Origin of the sequence: Mesorhizobium sp. NZP2234 (genome assembly GCF_013170765.1) — a bacterium.
Classification (GTDB): Bacteria; Pseudomonadota; Alphaproteobacteria; order Rhizobiales; family Rhizobiaceae; genus Mesorhizobium; species Mesorhizobium loti_D.
Window position 1 is genome coordinate 3,654,042 of sequence record NZ_CP033364.1, and the last position, 19,537, is coordinate 3,673,578.

The 19,537-nt window shown below is 63.2% G+C and carries 19 protein-coding genes; 13 read left to right on the forward strand and 6 right to left on the reverse strand.

The genetic code is table 11. The features are described 5' to 3' along the window. Nucleotides 1-23: 23 nt before the first annotated feature. Nucleotides 24-161, forward strand: coding sequence for an entericidin A/B family lipoprotein (locus tag EB230_RS18055; protein WP_019858698.1), 138 nt, complete (start codon nucleotides 24-26; stop codon nucleotides 159-161). 85 nt (nucleotides 162-246) lie between these two features. Here the strand turns inward: EB230_RS18055 and EB230_RS18060 are convergent, their stop codons facing one another. Next, complete coding sequence (locus EB230_RS18060; RefSeq protein ID WP_027046950.1) at nucleotides 247-945, reverse strand: B12-binding domain-containing protein; 699 nt, start codon at nucleotides 943-945, stop codon at nucleotides 247-249. Between the two features lie 290 nt (nucleotides 946-1,235). Here EB230_RS18060 and EB230_RS18065 point away from each other — a divergent pair, with 290 nt between their 5' ends. The 10 genes from EB230_RS18065 (at nucleotide 1,236) to EB230_RS18110 (ending at nucleotide 10,805) form a co-directional block, all read left to right on the forward strand. Further along, nucleotides 1,236-2,810, forward strand: coding sequence for a trimethylamine methyltransferase family protein (locus tag EB230_RS18065; RefSeq protein ID WP_056572565.1), 1,575 nt, complete (start codon nucleotides 1,236-1,238; stop codon nucleotides 2,808-2,810). Nucleotides 2,811-2,907: 97 nt separating this feature from the next. Continuing rightward, entirely contained in the window at nucleotides 2,908-3,591 is a 684-nt protein-coding gene (locus tag EB230_RS18070) for a hypothetical protein (RefSeq protein ID WP_056572563.1), read from the forward strand. A 102-nt stretch (nucleotides 3,592-3,693) separates the two neighbouring features. After that, nucleotides 3,694-4,371: a FadR/GntR family transcriptional regulator gene (locus tag EB230_RS18075; protein WP_056572562.1), complete on the forward strand. Its 678-nt coding sequence runs from the start codon at nucleotides 3,694-3,696 to the stop codon at nucleotides 4,369-4,371. Further along, nucleotides 4,368-5,675 carry an MFS transporter gene (locus tag EB230_RS18080; protein WP_081295099.1) on the forward strand — a complete coding sequence of 436 codons (1,308 nt, stop codon included), beginning with the start codon at nucleotides 4,368-4,370 and terminating at the stop codon, nucleotides 5,673-5,675. Before EB230_RS18075 ends, EB230_RS18080 begins: the two co-directional genes overlap by 4 nt. Before the next feature lie 144 nt (nucleotides 5,676-5,819). After that, complete coding sequence (locus EB230_RS18085) at nucleotides 5,820-6,557, forward strand: dienelactone hydrolase family protein (protein ID WP_056572560.1); 738 nt, start codon at nucleotides 5,820-5,822, stop codon at nucleotides 6,555-6,557. A gap of 35 nt (nucleotides 6,558-6,592) precedes the next feature. Further along, the gene (locus EB230_RS18090) at nucleotides 6,593-6,790 is read left to right on the forward strand and encodes a hypothetical protein (RefSeq protein WP_056572558.1); all 198 of its coding nucleotides are present in this window, start codon (nucleotides 6,593-6,595) and stop codon (nucleotides 6,788-6,790) included. 78 nt (nucleotides 6,791-6,868) lie between these two features. After that, nucleotides 6,869-7,429: an RNA polymerase sigma factor gene (locus tag EB230_RS18095; protein ID WP_056573459.1), complete on the forward strand. Its 561-nt coding sequence runs from the start codon at nucleotides 6,869-6,871 to the stop codon at nucleotides 7,427-7,429. Between the two features lie 2 nt (nucleotides 7,430-7,431). Beyond that, nucleotides 7,432-9,546 (forward strand): VWA domain-containing protein, encoded by a 2,115-nt coding sequence (locus EB230_RS18100; protein ID WP_056572556.1) that lies wholly within the window; start codon nucleotides 7,432-7,434, stop codon nucleotides 9,544-9,546. 160 nt (nucleotides 9,547-9,706) lie between these two features. Continuing rightward, nucleotides 9,707-10,402, forward strand: coding sequence for a glutamine amidotransferase (locus tag EB230_RS18105; protein ID WP_056572553.1), 696 nt, complete (start codon nucleotides 9,707-9,709; stop codon nucleotides 10,400-10,402). A 133-nt stretch (nucleotides 10,403-10,535) separates the two neighbouring features. Then, entirely contained in the window at nucleotides 10,536-10,805 is a 270-nt protein-coding gene (locus EB230_RS18110) for a hypothetical protein (RefSeq protein WP_056573457.1), read from the forward strand. Nucleotides 10,806-10,820: 15 nt separating this feature from the next. Here EB230_RS18110 and bmt read toward each other — a convergent pair whose 3' ends face one another. The 3 genes from bmt to EB230_RS18125 all read right to left on the reverse strand — a co-directional run bounded on the left by bmt (nucleotide 10,821) and on the right by EB230_RS18125 (nucleotide 13,457). Beyond that, nucleotides 10,821-11,843 carry a betaine--homocysteine S-methyltransferase gene (gene bmt / locus EB230_RS18115; RefSeq protein ID WP_056573454.1) on the reverse strand — a complete coding sequence of 341 codons (1,023 nt, stop codon included), beginning with the start codon at nucleotides 11,841-11,843 and terminating at the stop codon, nucleotides 10,821-10,823. Between the two features lie 100 nt (nucleotides 11,844-11,943). After that, on the reverse strand, nucleotides 11,944-12,546 hold the full coding sequence (locus tag EB230_RS18120) for an urea carboxylase-associated family protein (RefSeq protein ID WP_056572551.1): 603 nt from the start codon (nucleotides 12,544-12,546) through the stop codon (nucleotides 11,944-11,946). A gap of 53 nt (nucleotides 12,547-12,599) precedes the next feature. After that, nucleotides 12,600-13,457 (reverse strand): helix-turn-helix transcriptional regulator, encoded by an 858-nt coding sequence (locus tag EB230_RS18125; protein ID WP_056572549.1) that lies wholly within the window; start codon nucleotides 13,455-13,457, stop codon nucleotides 12,600-12,602. A gap of 230 nt (nucleotides 13,458-13,687) precedes the next feature. Between EB230_RS18125 and EB230_RS18130 the strand changes: the two genes are divergently transcribed. Beyond that, nucleotides 13,688-14,698 (forward strand): fatty acid desaturase, encoded by a 1,011-nt coding sequence (locus tag EB230_RS18130; RefSeq protein WP_056572547.1) that lies wholly within the window; start codon nucleotides 13,688-13,690, stop codon nucleotides 14,696-14,698. A gap of 89 nt (nucleotides 14,699-14,787) precedes the next feature. Next, entirely contained in the window at nucleotides 14,788-15,588 is an 801-nt protein-coding gene (locus EB230_RS18135) for a PhnD/SsuA/transferrin family substrate-binding protein (protein WP_056572545.1), read from the forward strand. Here the strand turns inward: EB230_RS18135 and EB230_RS18140 are convergent. Next, complete coding sequence (locus tag EB230_RS18140) at nucleotides 15,580-16,935, reverse strand: Xaa-Pro peptidase family protein (protein ID WP_056572543.1); 1,356 nt, start codon at nucleotides 16,933-16,935, stop codon at nucleotides 15,580-15,582. The genes EB230_RS18135 and EB230_RS18140 overlap by 9 nt on opposite strands. 9 nt (nucleotides 16,936-16,944) lie before the next feature. Next, complete coding sequence (locus EB230_RS18145) at nucleotides 16,945-19,515, reverse strand: FAD-dependent oxidoreductase (protein WP_056572541.1); 2,571 nt, start codon at nucleotides 19,513-19,515, stop codon at nucleotides 16,945-16,947. Nucleotides 19,516-19,537: the final 22 nt, after the last annotated feature.

The following is a 19,537-nucleotide window of genomic DNA, read 5'->3' on the forward strand; positions in this document are numbered from 1 at the left end:
ATCTGTCGAGGGAGACACCGTCCATGAAACTGCTGCGTATCGCGCCGATTGCCATTCTTGCCTGTGCCCTGGCCCTTACGGCCTGCGCCAACACCATTCGGGGCGTCGGCAAGGATGTCAAATCGACGGCAAGGGCTGTCAAAGACACTGTCGCCAACTGATCGGCGGCCTCTTCCATCATCTGGGAACAAAAAAGCCGCGCTGCAAGGCGCGGCTCTTTCTGTCTGTCCATCCTGATGCCTTGGATCAGGCGGAAGCGCGCACGTTATGCTTGCGCTTCATGAAGTCCTTGGCGGTCTCGACCGCCACCGCGGCATCGCGGCAATAGGCGTCGGCGCCGACGGCCTTGCCGAATTCCTCGTTGAGCGGGGCGCCGCCAACCAGCACGACATAGTCGTCGCGGATGCCCTTTTCCTTCATCGTATCGATGACGACCTTCATGTAGGGCATGGTCGTGGTCAAAAGCGCCGACATGCCGATGATGTCGGGCTGATGCTGCTCGATCGCATCGAGATATTTCTCGACCGCATTGTTGATGCCGAGGTCGATGACGTCGAAGCCGGCGCCCTCCATCATCATGCCCACCAGGTTCTTGCCGATGTCGTGGATGTCGCCCTTGACGGTGCCGATCACCATCTTGCCTTGCTTGGGCGCGCCGGTGGCGGCCAGCAGCGGGCGCAGGATGAACATGCCGGCCTTCATGGCGTTGGCGGAGAGCAGCACTTCGGGAACGAACAGGATGCCGTCGCGGAAATCCTCGCCGACGATGCGCATGCCTTCGACAAGCGCCTCGGTGAGCACCTTGTAAGGCACCCAGCCGCGCTCCAGCAGAATGCGCGTGCCTTCCTCGATCTCTTCCTTCAACCCGTCATAGAGGTCGTCGTGCATCTGCTGCACCAACTCGTCGTCGGAAAGTTCAGAAAGGATGATCTCGTCGTCGGACATTTTAATCCAGCTCCTCACGGCATCGCGACTGTGTCGCAAGGCACAAAATATTGGCGTTCATACCTAACCCGCAACGGGCGAGTATCCATAGCTGATTTGCGACTTCCCGCAAAAGGAAAGCGACTGGAAAATCTATTGGTTTTCTTGTCGATTTTGCGACAGGCGTTGGCGCGGACGGGCCGTTTCGAATAGGGTGCATGGCTACGATCCGGCGAAAGCCGCGCCATGCGGCCGCAACGGTTACGGACCGGCCCATAGTAAGGCCAGGCCATATTCAGGGAAGAGCGATCATGAGCGAACACGCGGCAGTCGACCAGGAAGCGTCAAACGCGCGGCGTGGGCGCGGCGCCAGCGGCGGAGCGGCGGCCAGGCGCGCGGCGCGCTCCGGCGGCGGGCCGGGCACCCAGCTCACCTACATCAAGCGCAAGATCAACGTCTATGAGGTGCTCGACGAGGAAGGGCTGGCGCTGATCGAGAAGAACACCGACACGGTGCTCGAGGAAATCGGCATCATCTTCCGCGACGACGCCGAAGCGCTGCAGCTCTGGAAAGAGGCCGGCGCCGACGTCAAGGGCGAGCGCGTGCATTTCCCCAAGGGGCTTTGCCGTTCGCTGCTGAAGACCGCGCCTTCCGTCTATACACAGCATGCCCGCAATTCAGAACGCTCGGTGCAGATCGGCGGCAACGCCACGGTGTTCGCACCGGTCTACGGCCCGCCCTTCGTGCGCGACCTCGATGGCGTCAGGCGCTATGCGACGATCGAGGATTTCCGGAATTTCGTGAAACTCGCCTATATGGCGCCGTCTATCCACCATTCCGGCGGCACTGTGTGCGAACCGGTCGACGTGCCGGTCAACAAGCGCCACCTCGACATGGTCTATGCGCACATCAAATATTCGGACAAGCCGTTCATGGGGTCGGTGACCGCGCCGGAGCGCGCCGAGGACACGGTGGCGATGGCCAAGCTCGTCTTCGGCGACGACTTCGTCGAGAACAACACGGTGCTGACCAGCCTGATCAACGCCAACTCGCCGATGGTGTTCGACGAGACGATGCTCGGCGCACTGAAGGTCTATTCGCGGCACAACCAGGCCTGCATCGTCACGCCGTTCATCCTTGCCGGCGCGATGAGCCCGGTGACGGTCGCCGGCACGCTGACGCAGGTCCTGGCCGAGGTGCTGGCCGGCGCATCGTTCACGCAGCTGATCCGGCCGGGCGCGCCGGTGCTGTTCGGCACCTTCGCCTCGTCGATCTCGATGCAGTCGGGTGCGCCGACCTTCGGCACGCCCGAACCGTCCCTGGTCTCCTACGGCGCGGCGCAGCTCGCACGCCGGCTCGGCCTGCCGTTCCGTACCGGCGGTTCGCTCTGCGCGTCCAAGGTTCCGGATGCGCAGGCCGCCTATGAAAGCGCCAACACGCTGAACTCGACCATGCTTGCCGGCACCAACTTTGTCCTTCACTCGGCCGGCTGGCTCGAGGGCGGGCTGGCGTCATGCTACGAAAAATTCATGATGGACGTCGACCAGCTCGGCATGCAGCAGAAATTCGCCGAAGGCGTCGACCTGTCGGAGAACGGCCAGGCGATGGACGCCATCCGCCAGGTCGGGCCGGGAAGCCATTATCTCGGCTGCGACCACACCCAGGCCAATTTCCAGACCGCCTTCTACCGCTCCAACATCGCCGACAACAATTCCTATGAGCAGTGGCTGGCCGAAGGCGAAAAGACCGCGCCGCAGCGCGCCAACGAACTCGCCCGCCGCTGGCTGGAGAGCTACGAGGCGCCGCATCTCGATCCCAGCATCGACGAAGCCCTGAAGGACTTCATCGCCAGGAAGAAGGGGTCGATGCCCGACGCCTTCACCTGAAAGGAGCCCGAGTCAGGCGGGGCTAAAGTCGCCAACATCATCCACAAGGAAGTCTGGCGGAGCGCCTTCTCCGATCCGGACAAGAAGGGATGATTCTATGCGCGGCATGATCGAAAGGATCACGTCCGCGCTTGACGCCAACGGCCTCATGCTGCGCGGCGGCTTTGCTTTTCCTGATAGCGATGCCCCTCATGGCGCATCGGGCGCACCGGCAAGGTCCATCCTGCTGGTGGGGCAGGCGGGTGCCGCACCCTGGCGGCATTTCCTGCGCTGGCGAGAGCAACAACCCCAGGCAATCGCCAATCCGCTCGACACATGGTCACGCGAAACGATCGGCACGGTCGCGGAAAAATTTGGTGCCCGTGCCGTTTCGCCCTCGGACAAGCCCTATCTGCCGTTCCAGCAATGGGCGATGCGGGCGGAGGGATTAAAACCGTCGCCGCTCGGCATTCTCATGCATCCGCAATACGGGCTCTGGCATGCCTATCGCGGCGCGTTGCTGTTCGAGGACGAGATCGAGCTTTCGGAGCGGGCTGATGCAATCCACCTTTGCGATGCCTGTGTCGAGAAACCCTGCCTGAAATCCTGTCCGGTCGATGCCTATTCCAGGGAGGGGTTTGCCTACCAGACCTGCCTTGCGCATGTGCGTGGCGGGAATGGCGAACCGTGCCGGAGCGGCGGCTGCCTCGACCGCAATGCCTGTCCCTATGGCACCGCCTATCGTTATCCGCCGGAGGTTCAGGCCTTCCATATGGCGAGCTTCGTACGGGCCGCCAGCTGATCAACGCCATCGTGTGGCGCTTGGATTTCCCGATGCGTGTCTTGACGGTGGACAAAAGCAGGCCTATTCATCAAGTCATCAGATGACTTGATGAATAGGCCGATGCAACCCGCCATCCGAACGAATCTTGCCGACAGCGCAGCCGGGAGCCTGCGTGCCGAAATCGTCGGCGGCCGCTGGGGCGTGGGCGAACGCATTCCCAATGAAGCGGCGCTCAGTGATCTGCTGTCGGTCAGCCGCGGCACTGTGCGTGAGGCGGTGAGGGTGCTGGTCTCGCAAGGATTGCTGGATACGCGCCAGGGCTCGGGCACCTATGTGCGCTCGACCGTCGATTCATCGGCCGCGCTCGACCGCGTCAAGCGAACCGGCTTGCGCGACCAATGGGAGGCGCGCGCAGCGCTGGACCTGGAGGCGGCGCGGCTTGCCGCCTTGCGCCGCACACCCGCCGATCTCGACCGGATGCGCCTGCTGCTTTCCGAGCGCGGCTCGGTCGCCGATGGCGGGAGCAACGCTTTCATCCGGCGCGATCTCGCCTTCCACAAATCGGTCGTCGCGGCGTCCGGCAACAAGGCGATGATGGAGCTCTACGACTTCTTCACCGCGGCCATCACCGAAACCATCCACGCCACCATCGACGGCGAACTGCCCGAGCCGGACCAGCAGGCGCATGCGGCGATCGTCGACGCCATAGCCGCGGGTGACCCCGACCGTGCGGTTTCCGCCGTCCGCGCTTTCATGGCGCCGGTTCTGGCCCAACTTGAAAGACTGCTTTCCCAATGAACCAGACGTTTCGTCAGCCCGTTCCGACGGCGCAATCCAACGCCATCGAGGGGCTGGACCTCATCGATGCCGAAGCCGATAGCTTGCCGAAGCCGCGGCCACCCGAACTGCGTAGCCGCTCCGCGCGCATCGTGCTTGGCGCAAGCCTTGTGCTGATCGCCTTCAATCTGCGGCCGCTATTTTCCAGCCTGTCGGTGCTGCTGCCCGAGGTGATGCAGGCGACCAGTCTTTCGACGACCGGCGCCAGCCTGCTGACCACGCTTCCGGTCTTGTGTCTCGGCCTTTTCGCCCCCTTTGCTCCCCGGCTTGCCCAGCGCTACGGGGCTGAACGCACCTTGCTTGGCGCGCTTGCGCTGCTGGCGCTGGGAACCGGGCTGCGCTGGTTCGGTTCGGTGCCGCTGCTGTTTGTCGCCACCTTCCTTGCCGGCGGCGCCATCGCCATCGGCAACGTGCTTTTGCCGGGTCTGGTCAAGCGCGATTTTGCCGGCAGCGCCGCCGTCATGACCGGGCTCTACACGATGGCCCTGTGCGCCGGTTCAGCCGCTGCCGCCGGCCTCACCTTGCCGATCGAGCATTTTGTCACGGGCTCATGGTCGGGCGCGCTCGCCGCATGGGCAGCGCCGACATTGGTCGTGCTGCTGATCTGGATCCCGCAGGCGCTGGGCAGCCGGCGGCAGGCCAGCCATCGCGGCTTTCGCGTCGTCGGCCTGTGGCGCGATCGCCTGGCCTGGCAGGTGACGCTGTTCATGGGGCTGCAGTCGGCGCTTGCCTACTGCATCTTCGGCTGGCTGGCGCCGATCCTGCGCGAGCGCGGCTTCGACGCGGCCACCGCCGGCGCCATCGCTTCGGTGTCCGTCATGGCGCAGGTCATCACCTGCCTTGCCGTGCCCTCCGTCGCGGTACGGCTCAGGGACCAGCGCGGCATCAACGTGGCGCTTGTTGGCGTGGCGGTGGTCGCGCTGCTCGGCATTCTCTTCGCGCCGACTTCGACCGTGCTTTTCTGGGCGATCCTGCAAGGCATCGGGCAAGGTGGCCTGATCGCTGCCGCCATGACCCTGATCGTTCTGCGTTCGCCGGATTCGCATGTCGCCGCGCATCTTTCGGGCATGGCGCAGGGCGTCGGCTATGTGCTTGCGGCAACCGGCCCGCTGTTGGTCGGCCTGATCCGCGGCTGGACCGGCAGTTTCTCGGAATCCGCCTTCCTGTTCGTCGCGCTTGGGCTGGGTGCCGCCATCATGGGGTTCGGCGCCGGACGGGCGCTGCATGTCGGCGCCAGGACCATGCGCATCGATGGGGAAGGCTGATCCAAGCCTTCCATGTCGCGGCCTCGGGCACCCGCCAACGCGTCACGCGGTCCTGCACGAAATGTTGACCATGGAGATCAGGGAACGCCTTGCCGTGGCGGTTTGCGCGGATATGTATCGCTGCTCTGATCAACGGAGCAGGCAATGACGAAGCAGGACCTTCAGATCAAGACCCGTGACGGTGTGGCGAAGGCTGGCCTGTTCCGCTCGGCCAAGAGCTCTCCAGCCAAGGCCGGCGTCATTGTCTACCAGGATGCGTTCGGTCCGCGCGCCGCGCTCGACGGCATGGCCGCGCGACTGGCGGGCGAGGGCTATGCGGTGCTGGTGCCCGATCTCTTCCATCGCAACGCGCCTTACGGGCCGTTCGATGCCAAGACCGCCTTCGTCGAGGAAAAAACCAAGGCAGCGCTGATGGCGCTGGTCACCGGCACGACACAGGAGATGACGATCAGCGACAGCGCGGCCTTTCTCGATGCGCTCGCCGGCGAAGACGTCACCGGGCCGATCGGCACAGTCGGCTATTGCATGGGTGGTGCGCGGGCGCTGAACGCCGCCGCGTCCTATCCCGAAAGGATCAAGGCCGCCGCGAGTTTCCATGGCGGCAATCTTGCCAGCGACGCCGCCGACAGCCCGCACCGCAAGGCCGCGTCCATCAAGGCGCGTGTCTATGTCGGCATGGCCGGCGTCGACAGGAGTTTTCCGCCCGAACAGTCGACGCGGCTGGAGGAGGCACTGCGGAACGCGGAGGTCGACCACACGATCGAGAACTATGTCGGCATGGCGCACGGCTGGTGCGTGCCGGATCACAGCGTCTACAACGAAGCCGGCGCCGAGCGGCATTGGCAAAGGCTGATCACGCTGTTTGCCGAAACACTGATCTGAGCCGTCGAGCGGATCGCCTGAACCAGGCCGATCGCATGAAGTCCGATAGCCACGCCTGCGCCGATCAAAAGCAGGGATTGACCTTGGTTAGAAGAAGCGTGGCGGTAGATGCCAATGCGATGGCGCGCAGAGACCCAAGTCGATACGGAATTGCCAGCATCATGCTTGATGCCAGCGGGCCCCTCTTTCTTGTTCTTGCGCCGGATGTGAAGGCGTCCCGGCAGGCGATTTGAGTGTCAAAGCGCCGGGCGGAAAAAAATCTTTGCATCACCCCAAGGATCGGCCATTAGCCTTCGTCCAACAGGCAAATGATGGCGATGATGCTGGATGAGAGCGAAGCCTCCGACGCCGAACTGATCGGGCGGGCGAAGGGCGGGGACAGAGGGGCCTTCGGCAAATTGCTGGAGCGTCACTACGACTTCGTCTATCGCGCCGCCTATCGCTGGTGCGGCAAGAAGGCGGATGCCGAAGACATCGCCCAGGAAGTCTGTGTCCGGCTTGGCAAGGCGATCCGCGACTATCGCGGTGGCGGCGCCTTCACGACATGGCTCTACACCATGACGATGAACGCGGCGCGCGACATGATGCGCAAGACCGCCCGCGAGACGGTCAAGACCGAGGCCTATGGCGTCCATGCGCTGATTTCGGGCGAGGTCCTGGCCGAGAGCGAGGATCCGGCCGAGGCGCTGTGGGCAGCGGTGCGGCAGCTTCCGGACAAGCAGCGCGATGCCGTACTGCTTGTCTATGGCGAGGGCCTGAGCCACGCGGCCGCCGCCGAGGCGATGGCGATCTCGGAGACGACGGTTTCCTGGCACATCCATGAAGCGAAGAAACGGCTGAAGACGCTGATGCGCTCGGCCGGGGAAGTGTGACCATGGTCGACGACAACGAACTTAACAGACTGCGCGATATCGCAGCACCGGTGCCGGGCGAGAGCGCGAAGGCGCGCGCCTTCGAGGCTGCCATGCACGCCTATGATCAGGAAAATATTTCTGCCGTCACCCAAGGATCGGTCGGCGGTCTTCGTCTCACAGAGCGAGCACAAAAGCTCTGGAGCGAGATCATGCAAAAGAAACTCATCGCCACGCCGGCCCTTGCCGGGCTCGTCGCCCTGCCGATCGCCGGATACGCCACTTTCCACCTGCTGAGGGAACAGCCGCCCAAATTCGGCGGCGACGAAAAGATCACCGAGACGCTGGCCGACAAGCCGGCGACCGTGAAGCCAGTCGTGGCAGAGCCGAAGCAAGCTCCGACCGAACTGGCGAAGGACAAGAAGGCCGATGCCGATGTGGAGAGCCGCGACGCCGCCGATGCGCTTGTCGCGCCGACCGCTCCGCCGAAACCCGAATCCGCCCAGGCCGGTGGCTCAGCCCAGCAGACCGCCGCGGAGCGCGGGGCGGTGGCCGAGCCGGCACCGCCAGCGCCGACGGGTAAATTCGCACTGGACGGAACTGTAAGCGCGCCCAGCACATCGCGGGTCGCCCGCATGCCGGCTGCTGAATCCAAACTGATGGCGCCGCTGCCCACCGCACCGACGGACCAGATTGCGCCACAAGAGGAAAATCGCAACCGCATCGAGGATTTCAAGACCAATCCGGTGCATGCGGCACTCGCAGACCCGGTCTCGACCTTCTCGATCGATGTCGATACCGCCTCCTATTCCTTCGTGCGCCGTTCGCTGAAGGAAGGGTCCGTGCCGCAGGCCGATACAGTGCGCGTCGAGGAGATGATCAACTACTTCCCCTATGACTGGAAGGGGCCGGACTCGGCGTCGACGCCTTTCAACTCGACCGTCAGCGTGATGCCGACGCCGTGGAACGAGCATACCAAGCTGATGCATGTCGCCATCAAGGGCTTCGACATCAAGCCGACCGAGCAGCCGAAGGCCAATCTGGTGTTCCTGATCGATGTCTCGGGTTCGATGGACGAGCCGGACAAGCTGCCGCTGCTCAAATCGGCATTCCGGCTGCTGGTCAGCAAGTTGAAGGCTGACGACACCATCTCCATCGTCACCTATGCTGGAGAGGCCGGCACGGTGCTGATGCCGACCAAGGCTGCCGAAAAGGACAAGATTCTCAATGCCATCGACAATCTGACGCCCGGCGGTTCGACGGCCGGTGAGGCCGGCATCAAGGAAGCCTACAAGCTTGCCCAGCAATCCTTCATCAAGAACGGCGTCAACCGGGTGATGCTGGCCACCGATGGCGACTTCAATGTCGGCCAGAGCGACGATGATGATCTGAAGCGCCTGATCGAACAGGAGCGCAAGTCGGGTGTCTTCCTGTCGGTGTTCGGCTTTGGGCATGACAATCTGAACGACCAGATGATGCAGACCATTGCCCAGAACGGCAACGGCACCGCCGCCTATATCGACACGCTGGCCGAAGCCGAAAAGGTGCTTGTCGAGGATGCCTCCTCGACGCTGTTCCCGATCGCCAAGGACGTGAAGATCCAGGTCGAGTTCAATCCGAACAAGGTCTCCGAATACCGGCTGATCGGTTACGAGACCCGGGCGCTCAGCCGCGAGGATTTCAACAATGACCGTGTCGATGCCGGCGACATCGGCTCCGGCCATTCGGTCACCGCGATCTACGAGATCACACCAAAGGGCAGCGGCGGCGAGCAGATCGACCCGCTGCGCTATGGCCAGGCCACGGTCAACAATGGCGGTGTCGCCAACGCGGATGAATATGCCTTCGTCAAGATCCGCTACAAGCTGCCCACCGAGGACGTCTCGAAGCTGATCACCACGCCGGTGACATCGGCCAACGAGGTGGCGTCCTTCGACCAGGCGAGCACCGACCAGCGCTTTTCCGTCGCGGTCGCGGCCTTTGGCCAGAAGCTGCGCGACGAGGATGCGACCGCGAAGTTCGGTTACGACAGGATCATGGAGATTGCCACTGCCGCCCGAGGAGCCGATCCGTTTGGGTACAGGTCTGAGTTCCTCTCGCTCGTGCGCCTTGCCTCGGCGCTGGGCGGTAACCGGTAGTGGTGATACGGCCGGTTTCTTTCAGATGGGATCGTTCTGATACGGGAAACCGGCCCACGGGCGGGTGAGGCAGGCCGGCGAGGGATTTTTCCCTTGCCGGCCTTTTTTTGTTGTGTGGCTGCCTTGCGCCACCCATGCTGGCGAGGGGAAAGGCAGGATCATGAAGAAGCGTATTATTCTCGTGCGGCACAGCGACGAGCCCGCAGACGACCGCATGTTCGCCTACCTCCAGAAGAACGGCTACGAACCGGTCTTGCGCCGCGCCTTTGCCGGAGAGGCGCTCGATGCGGATGATACTGTCGCAGGCGGCGTGATTTATGGCGGAATGTACAATGTATATGATACCTCGCTGCATCCGTTTTTGCTGGACGAATACCGGTTTATCGACTTCTGCATGAATGCCGGCATCCCGTTGCTCGGTATTTGCCAGGGCGCTCAGCAAATTGCCTGGCTTCACGGCGCGCAGGTCGGTCCGCCGGCAAGCGGGGTACACGAATTTGGGTGTTACCCACTTTATCCCTCGGCCGGAGCTGAGGATTTCCTGCCTGCGCCGATCCATGTGACGCAGTCACACTGGCATGGCTTCGAACTGCCGGAAGGGGCCCAGCATCTTGCCTCGAGCGACCTTTTCCCCAATCAGGCTTTCCGTATCGGCGACAAGGTGTACGGCCTGCAATTCCATGCGGAAGTAACGCCAATAGGATTTCAGCGTGTGCAGAACCGCCCGACAGCGAATTATGACAAGCCGGGCGCACAGACGCGCGAGGAGCAGGATCGCCTCATGGTCCTGCACGATGCGGCGCAAGCCGCCTGGTTCAATGGGTTCTTGCGCAAGCTTTTTCCGCCGTTGATTTAGCCGCCCCAACGACGGCGGCATCGCAGGTTCATAGCTATCTGCCGGATCGTTAAATTGCGCGGTATTTCCGGTACCGGATCGCAATGTCCTCTCGTTACACCGGGCTTGTTTACAGGGCTTGAGGGAGCCGGAATTGCAGATCAGGACTATCGCCAACGCGCCCCCGCCGGCGCGAGACGCTTCGCCGGTTTCATCAGCCTCGTCAGCCGAAACCAGACGCATCAGCGACGATGTCGCGCAGGCGCGTGACACCGCAATGTCGGCGCTGACCAACGACCGCTTCCGCCTGATGCTGGAACAGATCACCGACCCGGGTTCATCCGGTGCCCTGATGACAATGCGCGGCGACAATGTGGTCGATTTCAAGTCGGCGCAGTCGAGCTACGCCGACAATAGCGATTAACCCAAGGATATTGCCTCAGGCCCGGCTGCGGCGGCGTTCGCGGCGGGCTTCGCTTGTCTCGGCGGTGTTTTCCGTCGCCACCTTGTTGCGCATCGGACCGATGCGCTCGACGATCGTCTCGACCGTCGGGCGGCTGGCCTTGGTATGGGCGTCGAGCGCCTTGCGCATGGCGGCAAGGTGCTGGAACGAGGTGCCGCAGCAGCCGCCGACGATTTTCGCGCCGGCATCGACAGCGAGACGCACATAGTCGGCCATCAATTCCGGCGTGCCGGAATAATGGATCTCGGTGCCGCGGAATTCGGGAATGCCGCAATTGCCCTTGACGATCACCGTCGCCTGCGGCTTCGCCTCGGTCATGTCGAGCAGCGAGGCCAGGATATCGGAAGCGCCGACACCGCAATTGGCGCCAACGCCGAGCGGGGCCTGCGACAGGCCATCGGCGACGCCGTGGATGTCTTTCGGCAACAGGCCCATCATGGTCCGGCCGGCCGTGTCGAAGGAGCCGGTATAAGTGTAGGGCAGGCCGACGCGAATTGCCGCCTCGGCGGCGGCGCGGATTTCGTCGGGCGCCGACATGGTCTCGATCCAGGCCACTTCGGCGCCGCCTTCCTTGAGACCCTCGATCTGCTCGGCAAAGGCGTCGACCGCCTCGTCATAGGTCATGGCGCCGAGCGGCACCAGCAACTCACCGGTCGGGCCGACGGAGCCGGCAACGATGACCTTGCGGCCGGCCTTGTCGGCAACCGCCCGCGCAATCTCGGCGGCGCGCTTGTTCAGCGCATGGACACGGTCCTGCGCATGGTGGAGCTTCAACCGATGACGGGTGCCGCCGAAGGAGTTGGTCAGGATGATGTCGGCGCCGGCATCGACGAAATTCTGGTGCAGGCTGGTGATGGTGTCGGGCGCGGTCTCGTTCAGCAGTTCCGGCGCCTCGCCGGCCTCCAGACCCATGGCGAACAAATTGGTGCCCGTGGCGCCATCGGCCAGCAGCACGCCCTTTTCAGCCAGCAAGGCATCGATCGGATTGGTCGTCGTCATCGGATTGGCTTTCATATTTCGAAGTCAAATAAGGATATAAAGAAGTCTTTATGTCCAGTCAATGATTTGCCACGATGACCCGGCCAGATTGAAAGACTGTCTACGATCCGCTTATGATCTCGACCTCGATCTCGGTGCAGACCCCGCCATTGGTCGGGTAATAGTCGACCGAGCAGGCGGTGACCACCAGCAGCAGGTCCAGTTCAGCGCGCAGCGTCACGTTACCGCCGGGTGGATTGATCGAAGCCTCGACGATCAGCCTGCCATCGGGTTGCGGCAGGGAATTCTGGAAGAGGTCGACGGGGTCGGGTGCGAAGGGCAGCGATATGCCCTCGACGGCCAGCGCCTGCATCAGATTGTCCCGGCAGTTCGGGTGGTTGGGAAAGCCGGCGCGCTCATAGAGCGCGCTGTCGCAGGCCGGATAGAGCATGTCATGCGGGCCGGGCGATGCGTTCTCCACCAGTGTCAGCATCGGCCTGGCGGCCGCGCTGTAGAAATGGTCGCCGATGCGGGGAAAAAGCCGCTCGGTGATGTCGCGGGTCTGCGACGTGCTCAGCCAGTCGAGCGCCGGCTCGGTGGCGAACGCCCAGAGATCGGCGACCTGTTGTCCCCTAGGGTCGATGATGCGGATGAGGTCTCCGCGCCAGACGCGGATGGAACGGCCAGACTGGGGAGGGACGACGATGCGGCGCGGCTCTGACATGGGCTGTCCTTTTTGAGATGCGGATAGTCTCGAATGACCACGATTGCGCCGGATCAGACAGAGCCTGACGGGAACGACATGCTGGCCAGATTGCGCGCGAAGCTTGCTGCCTCGTGCGGGTTGACGTCGGCGGCCCGGATCAGGTTGTCGAAGTGCTGGGTCAGTGCCTGAACCGGCTGGGTGGCGTTCAGCACGACGTACATGTCACCCACATAGATGGCGGCGCGATAGGGCCCGAAGATGGTGAGCGGGATCGAATAGCGCATGCGGCCGTCATAGAGAAACAGCCGGAAGGTCGGGTAGAGATCGTCAAGCAGCGTCGCCATATGGGCGAGCTGCTGCTGGCGATCGGCCTCCGGAAAACGGTCCCAGACGCCGAGGCCGCGGGCGAAAATCTCCAGCGTGTGGCGCGGCATGCAGACTTCCATGTCGGTTTCCGGGCGCCGGTTGTATTCGATGCGGTACTGCGTCTCGCTGGCCTGCGCCAGGCGGCTCCGGTTGGTGATGTTGGCCTCGTAGTCGACCAGGGCGCGGGTCCGCAGCAGGTCGGGGATGCCGGCCGGCACGTAGCGGATCTTGGTGCCTGCGGCCTCGGCGAACCATTTGGCGAGCAGCGTGCGGTCGAAACCATCGGGCGCTTCCTCGATCTCGAGGCTTTCACGGATTTCCCCGGTGACGCCTTCGTCCTGGCTAAGGCCGAGCAGCCAGTCGAGCGATATCTTGAATTCCGCGGCGATGTTGAGCAGCGTTTCGGCCCTCGGCAGGCGCGTCGAGGCACCCGACATCAGCTGCGACAGTGCCGACCGGTCGATGCCGACCGCTGAAGCGAAGGCGGACTGGTTGAGATCCGATCGTGTCAGGAGCAGCCTCAGGCGCTCCCGAAAGATTGCTGACAGGTCGCGTTTGTCCATCGTCCGGTCCTCCGAATCTTGAGGAAAAAATTTGCGCCGAAGCGACCCAAGGGGCGTCTCAGGCGTAAATGAATCCCTAAGGCTGTTTACAATGTGTAACATGTGCGGTCAAAAATGCGCAATCGCAACATTTTGTATACTTTGTCGCGTTGAGTGGAATCGTTTCTCCTGACACTATGTTGTCAGGAACCATTGGGGGTTCCGGCGACTGAGGGGCAGTGGTCGATAGCATGACAGGCAAGAGCATCAAGCGACGCAACGCACCGGCCATCGAGTGGCCGACCACGGTTCTCGCTTTCTTCTGTTACGGAACGTGGCTTGCCACCGGTTTCCTGCTCTGGCCTTCCTATCCCATTGTGGCGCTCCTTCTCCTCGGCTTTGTCCTGGCACTGCAGTCGTCGATCATGCACGAAGTGCTGCATGGTCATCCGACGCGCAATGCGTTGATCAACGAAGCCTTCGTCTTCCTGCCGATCGGTCTGGTCTGGCCGTTCCGGCGCTTCAAGACGCTGCACTTGCGCCACCATGCCGACGAGCGGCTGACCGATCCGCTGGACGATCCGGAAAGCTACTATCAGGCGCTGTGGCAGCACGACGAATTGCCGCCGACGATGAAATTCCTGCTCAAGGTCAACAACACCATGGCCGGCCGGTTCTTCCTCGGCCCCTGGCTGTCCTGCATCGGCTTCTTCATCGACGACGCCAAGCAGATCATGGCCGGCGACAAGGCGATCCGCAAAGCCTGGCTGTTGCATGCGATCGGCCTCGCCATTGTGGCGCCGATCGTGCAGTTCGGCTTCGGCATTCCGTTGTGGCTCTACATCCTGGCACCGGTGTGGCTCGGTCAGTCGCTGATCGCGATCCGCACCTTTGCCGAGCATCAGTGGTCCGAGCATCCGGAAGGCCGCACGGTGATCATCGAGCGCTCGCCGCTGTCGTTTCTGTTCCTCAACAACAATCTGCACTTCGTCCACCACAAGACGCCGACCGTGGCCTGGTACAAGCTGCCCAAGCTGTTTCGCGAGCGCCGGGACGAGTGGCTGCGGATGAACAATGGCTATGCCTATCCGAACTATTTCGCGCTGATCAAAGCCTATGCCTTCAAGGCAAAGGAGCCGATCGTGCACCCGGTGCTGCGTCGTGCGCCTGAGCACGGCCGGGCGTTCAAGCCACGCATCCGGGCCCGCAACATCAATGGGCTCGGCACCGCGCCGGTGCCCGCCGAGCCGCCCAAGGAATAGCCCGGGCATCCCGGGATAGGTGTCGGCCAATTCTGATTGGACGCCGCGTTTTTGCGATCCTTTTCCAGAGATGATGATTTGATATCGGCATGAGTGAATCGATTGCTGCCCTGCCAATGTATGACTGGCCCGAGGCGCGCGGCGAGGTCGACGCGCAATGGGTGCTGCTGCGGGACGCCTTCCGGCAGAAGGGCATCGATGCGCCGCAGACCATCGTGCGCCGCAACGGTGACCTGCCGCCCGTGCCGGGTGGCATCCGCGATGGCCAGGGGGCCTTGATCGCGCCGGACCCGGCGACATTGCCGCCGGATGAACTCGATTATCACAAGCTCTGGCTGCATCCGGCACTGCTGTTCGCGCAGACCTGCTGGGGACCGATGGAACTCGGACTGTCGAGCCATGTGCAGGTGGTCGGCCAGCCAAGCTATGACACCTATGAAGGCGGGCAGGGCGAACTCTATTCGAGCGCGCTGGTGATGCGGGCGGGCGAGGGGCCGGAGGCTCGATCGCCCGCGGATGGCAAGGCCTTGCTGCCTCTCGATCTCATCCGTGGCAAGCGCTTCACCTTCAACAGCCTCGATTCCATGTCGGGCATCATTGCCCTGACGCGCGACCTGCAGGCGGCGGGCGAAAGCCTCGACATCTTTTCCTCGCGTAGCGAAAGCGGTGGCCATCGCGGCTCGATCGTCACTGTGGCCGAGGGCAGGGCCGATATAGCGGCGATCGATTGTGAGAGCTGGGCGCTGGCGCAACGTTTCGAGCCGGCGGCGCGCAAGGTCGTGATCGTCGGCTGGACGGCACGGCGCAAGGGCCTGCCGTTCATTACCGCCCGGACGACGCCTGAAAAGACAATCAAGGCAATGCGCGACGCCCTTGCAGGGTTAGCCTAGCAGCCTCGCATCCAACGGGTAGGTTGAAAGCTGCTCGTTGCCGGTCTCGGTGATCAGGATCTGCTCCTCGATCTTGACGCCCTCACGGGCGCCAAGCCTGCCGATATAGCTTTCCACGCACAGCACCATGCCGGGTTCGAGCACGCCGTCCGGCGTGTCCGGCGTCCAGTCGCTGGCATGCGGCAGTGTCGGGTACTCATCGGCCAGGCCGACGCCGTGATAGAGCACGCCGTAGCGGGTCGGGAAACAGTCTCCCGGCGGCACCGCCGAGCGTTCGACAAGGTCGCGGAACGAAATGCCGGGCTGCATCAATTGCGTGTTGTGTTCGATCTGCTCGGCGGCCATGCGGAACAGGCCGCGTTGTTCGTTGGATGGTTTTGCATCGCCGCAAAGCCAGGTGCGCGACAGGTCGGCGCAGAAGCCATAGGGGCCGATCAGGTCGGTGTCGAAGGCGACGAGGTCGCCCGCTTCGATCAGGCGCGACGAGCATTCCTGGAACCAGGGATTGGTGCGCGGGCCCGACGCCAGCAGGCGCGTCTCGATCCATTCCCCGCCGCGCGCAATATTGCCGCGATGCAGTTCGGCCCACAGTTCGTTCTCGGAGATGCCGGGCTTCAGTGCCTGTTCCATCTCGCCCATTGCCGCCTCGCAGGCGACGATGGCACGGCGCATGGCGAGGATTTCATCAGGCGATTTGATCAGCCTGGCGTTTTCCATCACCGCTTCGCCATTGCCGATGGAGACACCTAGCCGCGCCAACTCCTCGACGCCTTCCGGATTGAGGTGGTCGACCGCGACGCGGTTGTTGCCGCCGCCATGCTCCGTTACCAGATCGGCTATGCCTGCGGCCCAGCAGCGGACTTTTTGCTCCGTGAGTTCGCCGCCATAGAGATACATCCACGATACGGCCGGACGCACCTCGTCGACGACGCCGGAATGATCGGACAGATGCTCGCAGGAGAAATAGTCGAACAGAACCACCGGTCCGTCGGTGGCGACGAAACAATGCCGCGTCGGGTTGTGCGCCACCCACAGCTGCATGTTGGTGCTGTCGGTCGCATAGCGGATATTGACCGGATCGTAGAGCAGGGCACCGGCATAGCCGCGCCGCTTCAGCTCGGCGCGGATGCGCTCCAGCCGGTATTTGCGCATCGCCGGAAGATCGGGGGCGGCAATGCCCGCCGCCGCCCATTCCGCTTCAGCCTGCGCGCCATAGCCCAGCACATGCTGGTTGAGCGAAGCCGCCTTCTGGCGGGAGCCTTCACGCAATTCCTCGATCGAGCCAGGCTCGAACGGCATGATCTTGCGGTGGCGGCCGAAGCTCCCCTTTGGCGCCGCGCTGTCCATCGTCGACCCTCAGGTCCGCATCTTCTCGCCGCTCGGATCGAACGGTGCCTCGACATTGATGCGGGCCGGACGCCGATGTCCGAGGATCTCGATCTCGAACAGGCCGGCGCTTTCATCCTCGGCCAGCGCCGCCGGAACGTAACCCTGCGCCATCGACTTCTGGACATAATGGGCATAGCCGCCCGACGTCACCCAGCCGACGACGCGCCAGTCGCCATCAACGATGCCGCGCACGGCGGAAGCGCCCTCGGCGGCCTTGGAGCCACGCACTTCCTTGCCCTTGTCGTCGAAGCGGGGCGCGCCGTAGCCATGCGGCTTTTCCACCGTGCCAAAATCCTTGCTGACCTTGGCCCAGATCGGTTCGTCGCCCATCACGTCGGCATCGGCGGCATCGACGATGAAGGAGACACGGCGCAGTTTTGGTCCGTCCGCCTGTTCCTTGGCAGCAGCCTCACGGCCGATGAAATCGTTCTTCTCGAGCTTGATGAAGCGGTCCATCGAGCCTTCGAACGGGCCGTAGATCGGCCGCAGCTCGCGGAACCAGGTCGGGAAGTTCTTCTCGAGACGCATCGACAGCAAGGCGCGCATGCCGAAATCGACCAGGCCGAATTCTTCACCGGCGTCCTTGATCGCCTTGTAGACCAGGCGCTGATAGGCCGGCGCCATCCAGATCTCGTAGCCGAGGTCACCGGTGTAGGTGATGCGGTTGACCATGCAGGGCGCGCCGCCGACGGCCATCTCGCGGAAATCCATGAAGCGGAAGGCTTTTGTCGAGATGTCCGTATCCACGAGCTTTTGCAGCAAATCCCGCGCGCTCGGTCCGGCGATCGACAGGCCGACCAGCGTCTGGTCGAAGCGGTGGATGCGCACCGAACCGTCCTTCGGCAGGTGCTTCTCGAACCAGCGCATGTGATATTTCTGCGCGGCCGAAGAACCCCAGATCATGAAGCGGTCTTCACCCGCCTTGGCGATGGTGAAGTCGCCGATCAGCTTGCCGAACTCGTTGATCATCGGGGTGAGCACGATGCGGCCGGTCTTCGGCATGCGGTTGGTCATCAGCCGGTTGAGGAACTCTTCCGCCCCCGGTCCCGACACTTCGTATTTGGCGAAGTTGGCGATCTCGGTCACGCCGACGCGTTCGCGCGTGGCGCGCACTTCCTCGCCGATCGGGCCGAAATCATTGGAGCGATGGAAGGAAACGATGTCCTTCGGCTCCTTGCCCTTCGGCGCGAACCACAGCGGGGTTTCCAGGCCCCAGCTATCGCCCATGACGGCGTTGTTGGCGAGCATGATGTCGTAGAGCGGCGTCGTCTGCGCAGGACGCGCTGCCGGCAATTCCTCGTTGGGGAAACGGATCGAGAATCGGCGCGAATAATTTTCGCGCACCTTGGCGTTGGTGTAGCGCAGGCCGGCCCATTCGCCGAAGCGGGCGACATCCATGCCCCAGACGTCGAAGCCGGGATCGCCGTGCACCATCCAGTTGGACAGAGCGAGGCCGACGCCGCCGCCCTGGCTGAAGCCGGCCATGACGGCGCAGGCACACCAGAAATTGGTCAGGCCCTGCACCGGGCCGACCAGCGGGTTGCCGTCGAGCGCGAAGGTGAAGGGGCCGTTGATGATCTGCTTGATGCCGGCTTTCTCGATGCCGGGGAAGTGCTTGAAGCCGATCTCCAGCGACGGCGCGATGCGGTCGAGGTCCGGCGGCAGCAATTCATGGCCGAAATCCCAGGGCGTGTTGACCGGCGACCACGGCTTGCAGGCCTTTTCATAGGTGCCGAGCAGGATGCCGTTGCGCTCCTGGCGGGTGTAGATCTCGCCCTTGAAATCGAGCACGCCGATCATCTCGCGGCCGGTCGACTTGTTGAATTCCTCGACCTCCGGCATCGGCTCGGTGAGCAGGTACATGTGCTCCATCGCAAGAACCGGCAGCTCGACGCCGACCATGCGGCCGATCTCGCGCGCCCACAGGCCGCCGCAGTTGACGACGTGCTCTGCATGGACAGTGCCCTGTTCGGTGACGACGTTCCAAGTGCCGTCCGGCTGCTGCGTCAAGTCGACGACGCGGTTGCGCAGCACGATCTCGGCGCCGAGCTTCTTGGCCGCCTTGGAGTAGGCGATCGTCGTGCCCGAAGGGTCGAGATGGCCTTCAACCGGATCCCACATGGCGCCGACGAAGTTCGTCTCATCCATCAGCGGGAACATCGCCTTGGCTTCCGAAGGCGTGATCAGCTCGGTGTCCATGCCGAGATAGCGGCCCTTGGCGTGGGCCAGCCGCAAGAAGTCCATCCGCTCGGGCGTATCGGCCATCATCACGCCGCCGGTCAGGTGCAGCGAGCAGGACTGGCCTGATATTTCCTCGATCTCCTTGTAGAGCTGCACGGTGTAGGCCTGCAGCTTGGCGACGTTGGGGTCGCCGTTCAGCGTGTGGAAGCCGCCCGCCGCGTGCCAGGACGAGCCGGAGGTGAGCTCCGAGCGCTCGATCAGCATGATATCGGTCCACCCGGCCTTGGCCAGGTGATACAGCACCGAGCAGCCGACGACGCCGCCGCCGATGACAACCGCTTTTACATGGGATTTCATGAAGATAGGTCCGTTTTTGTGT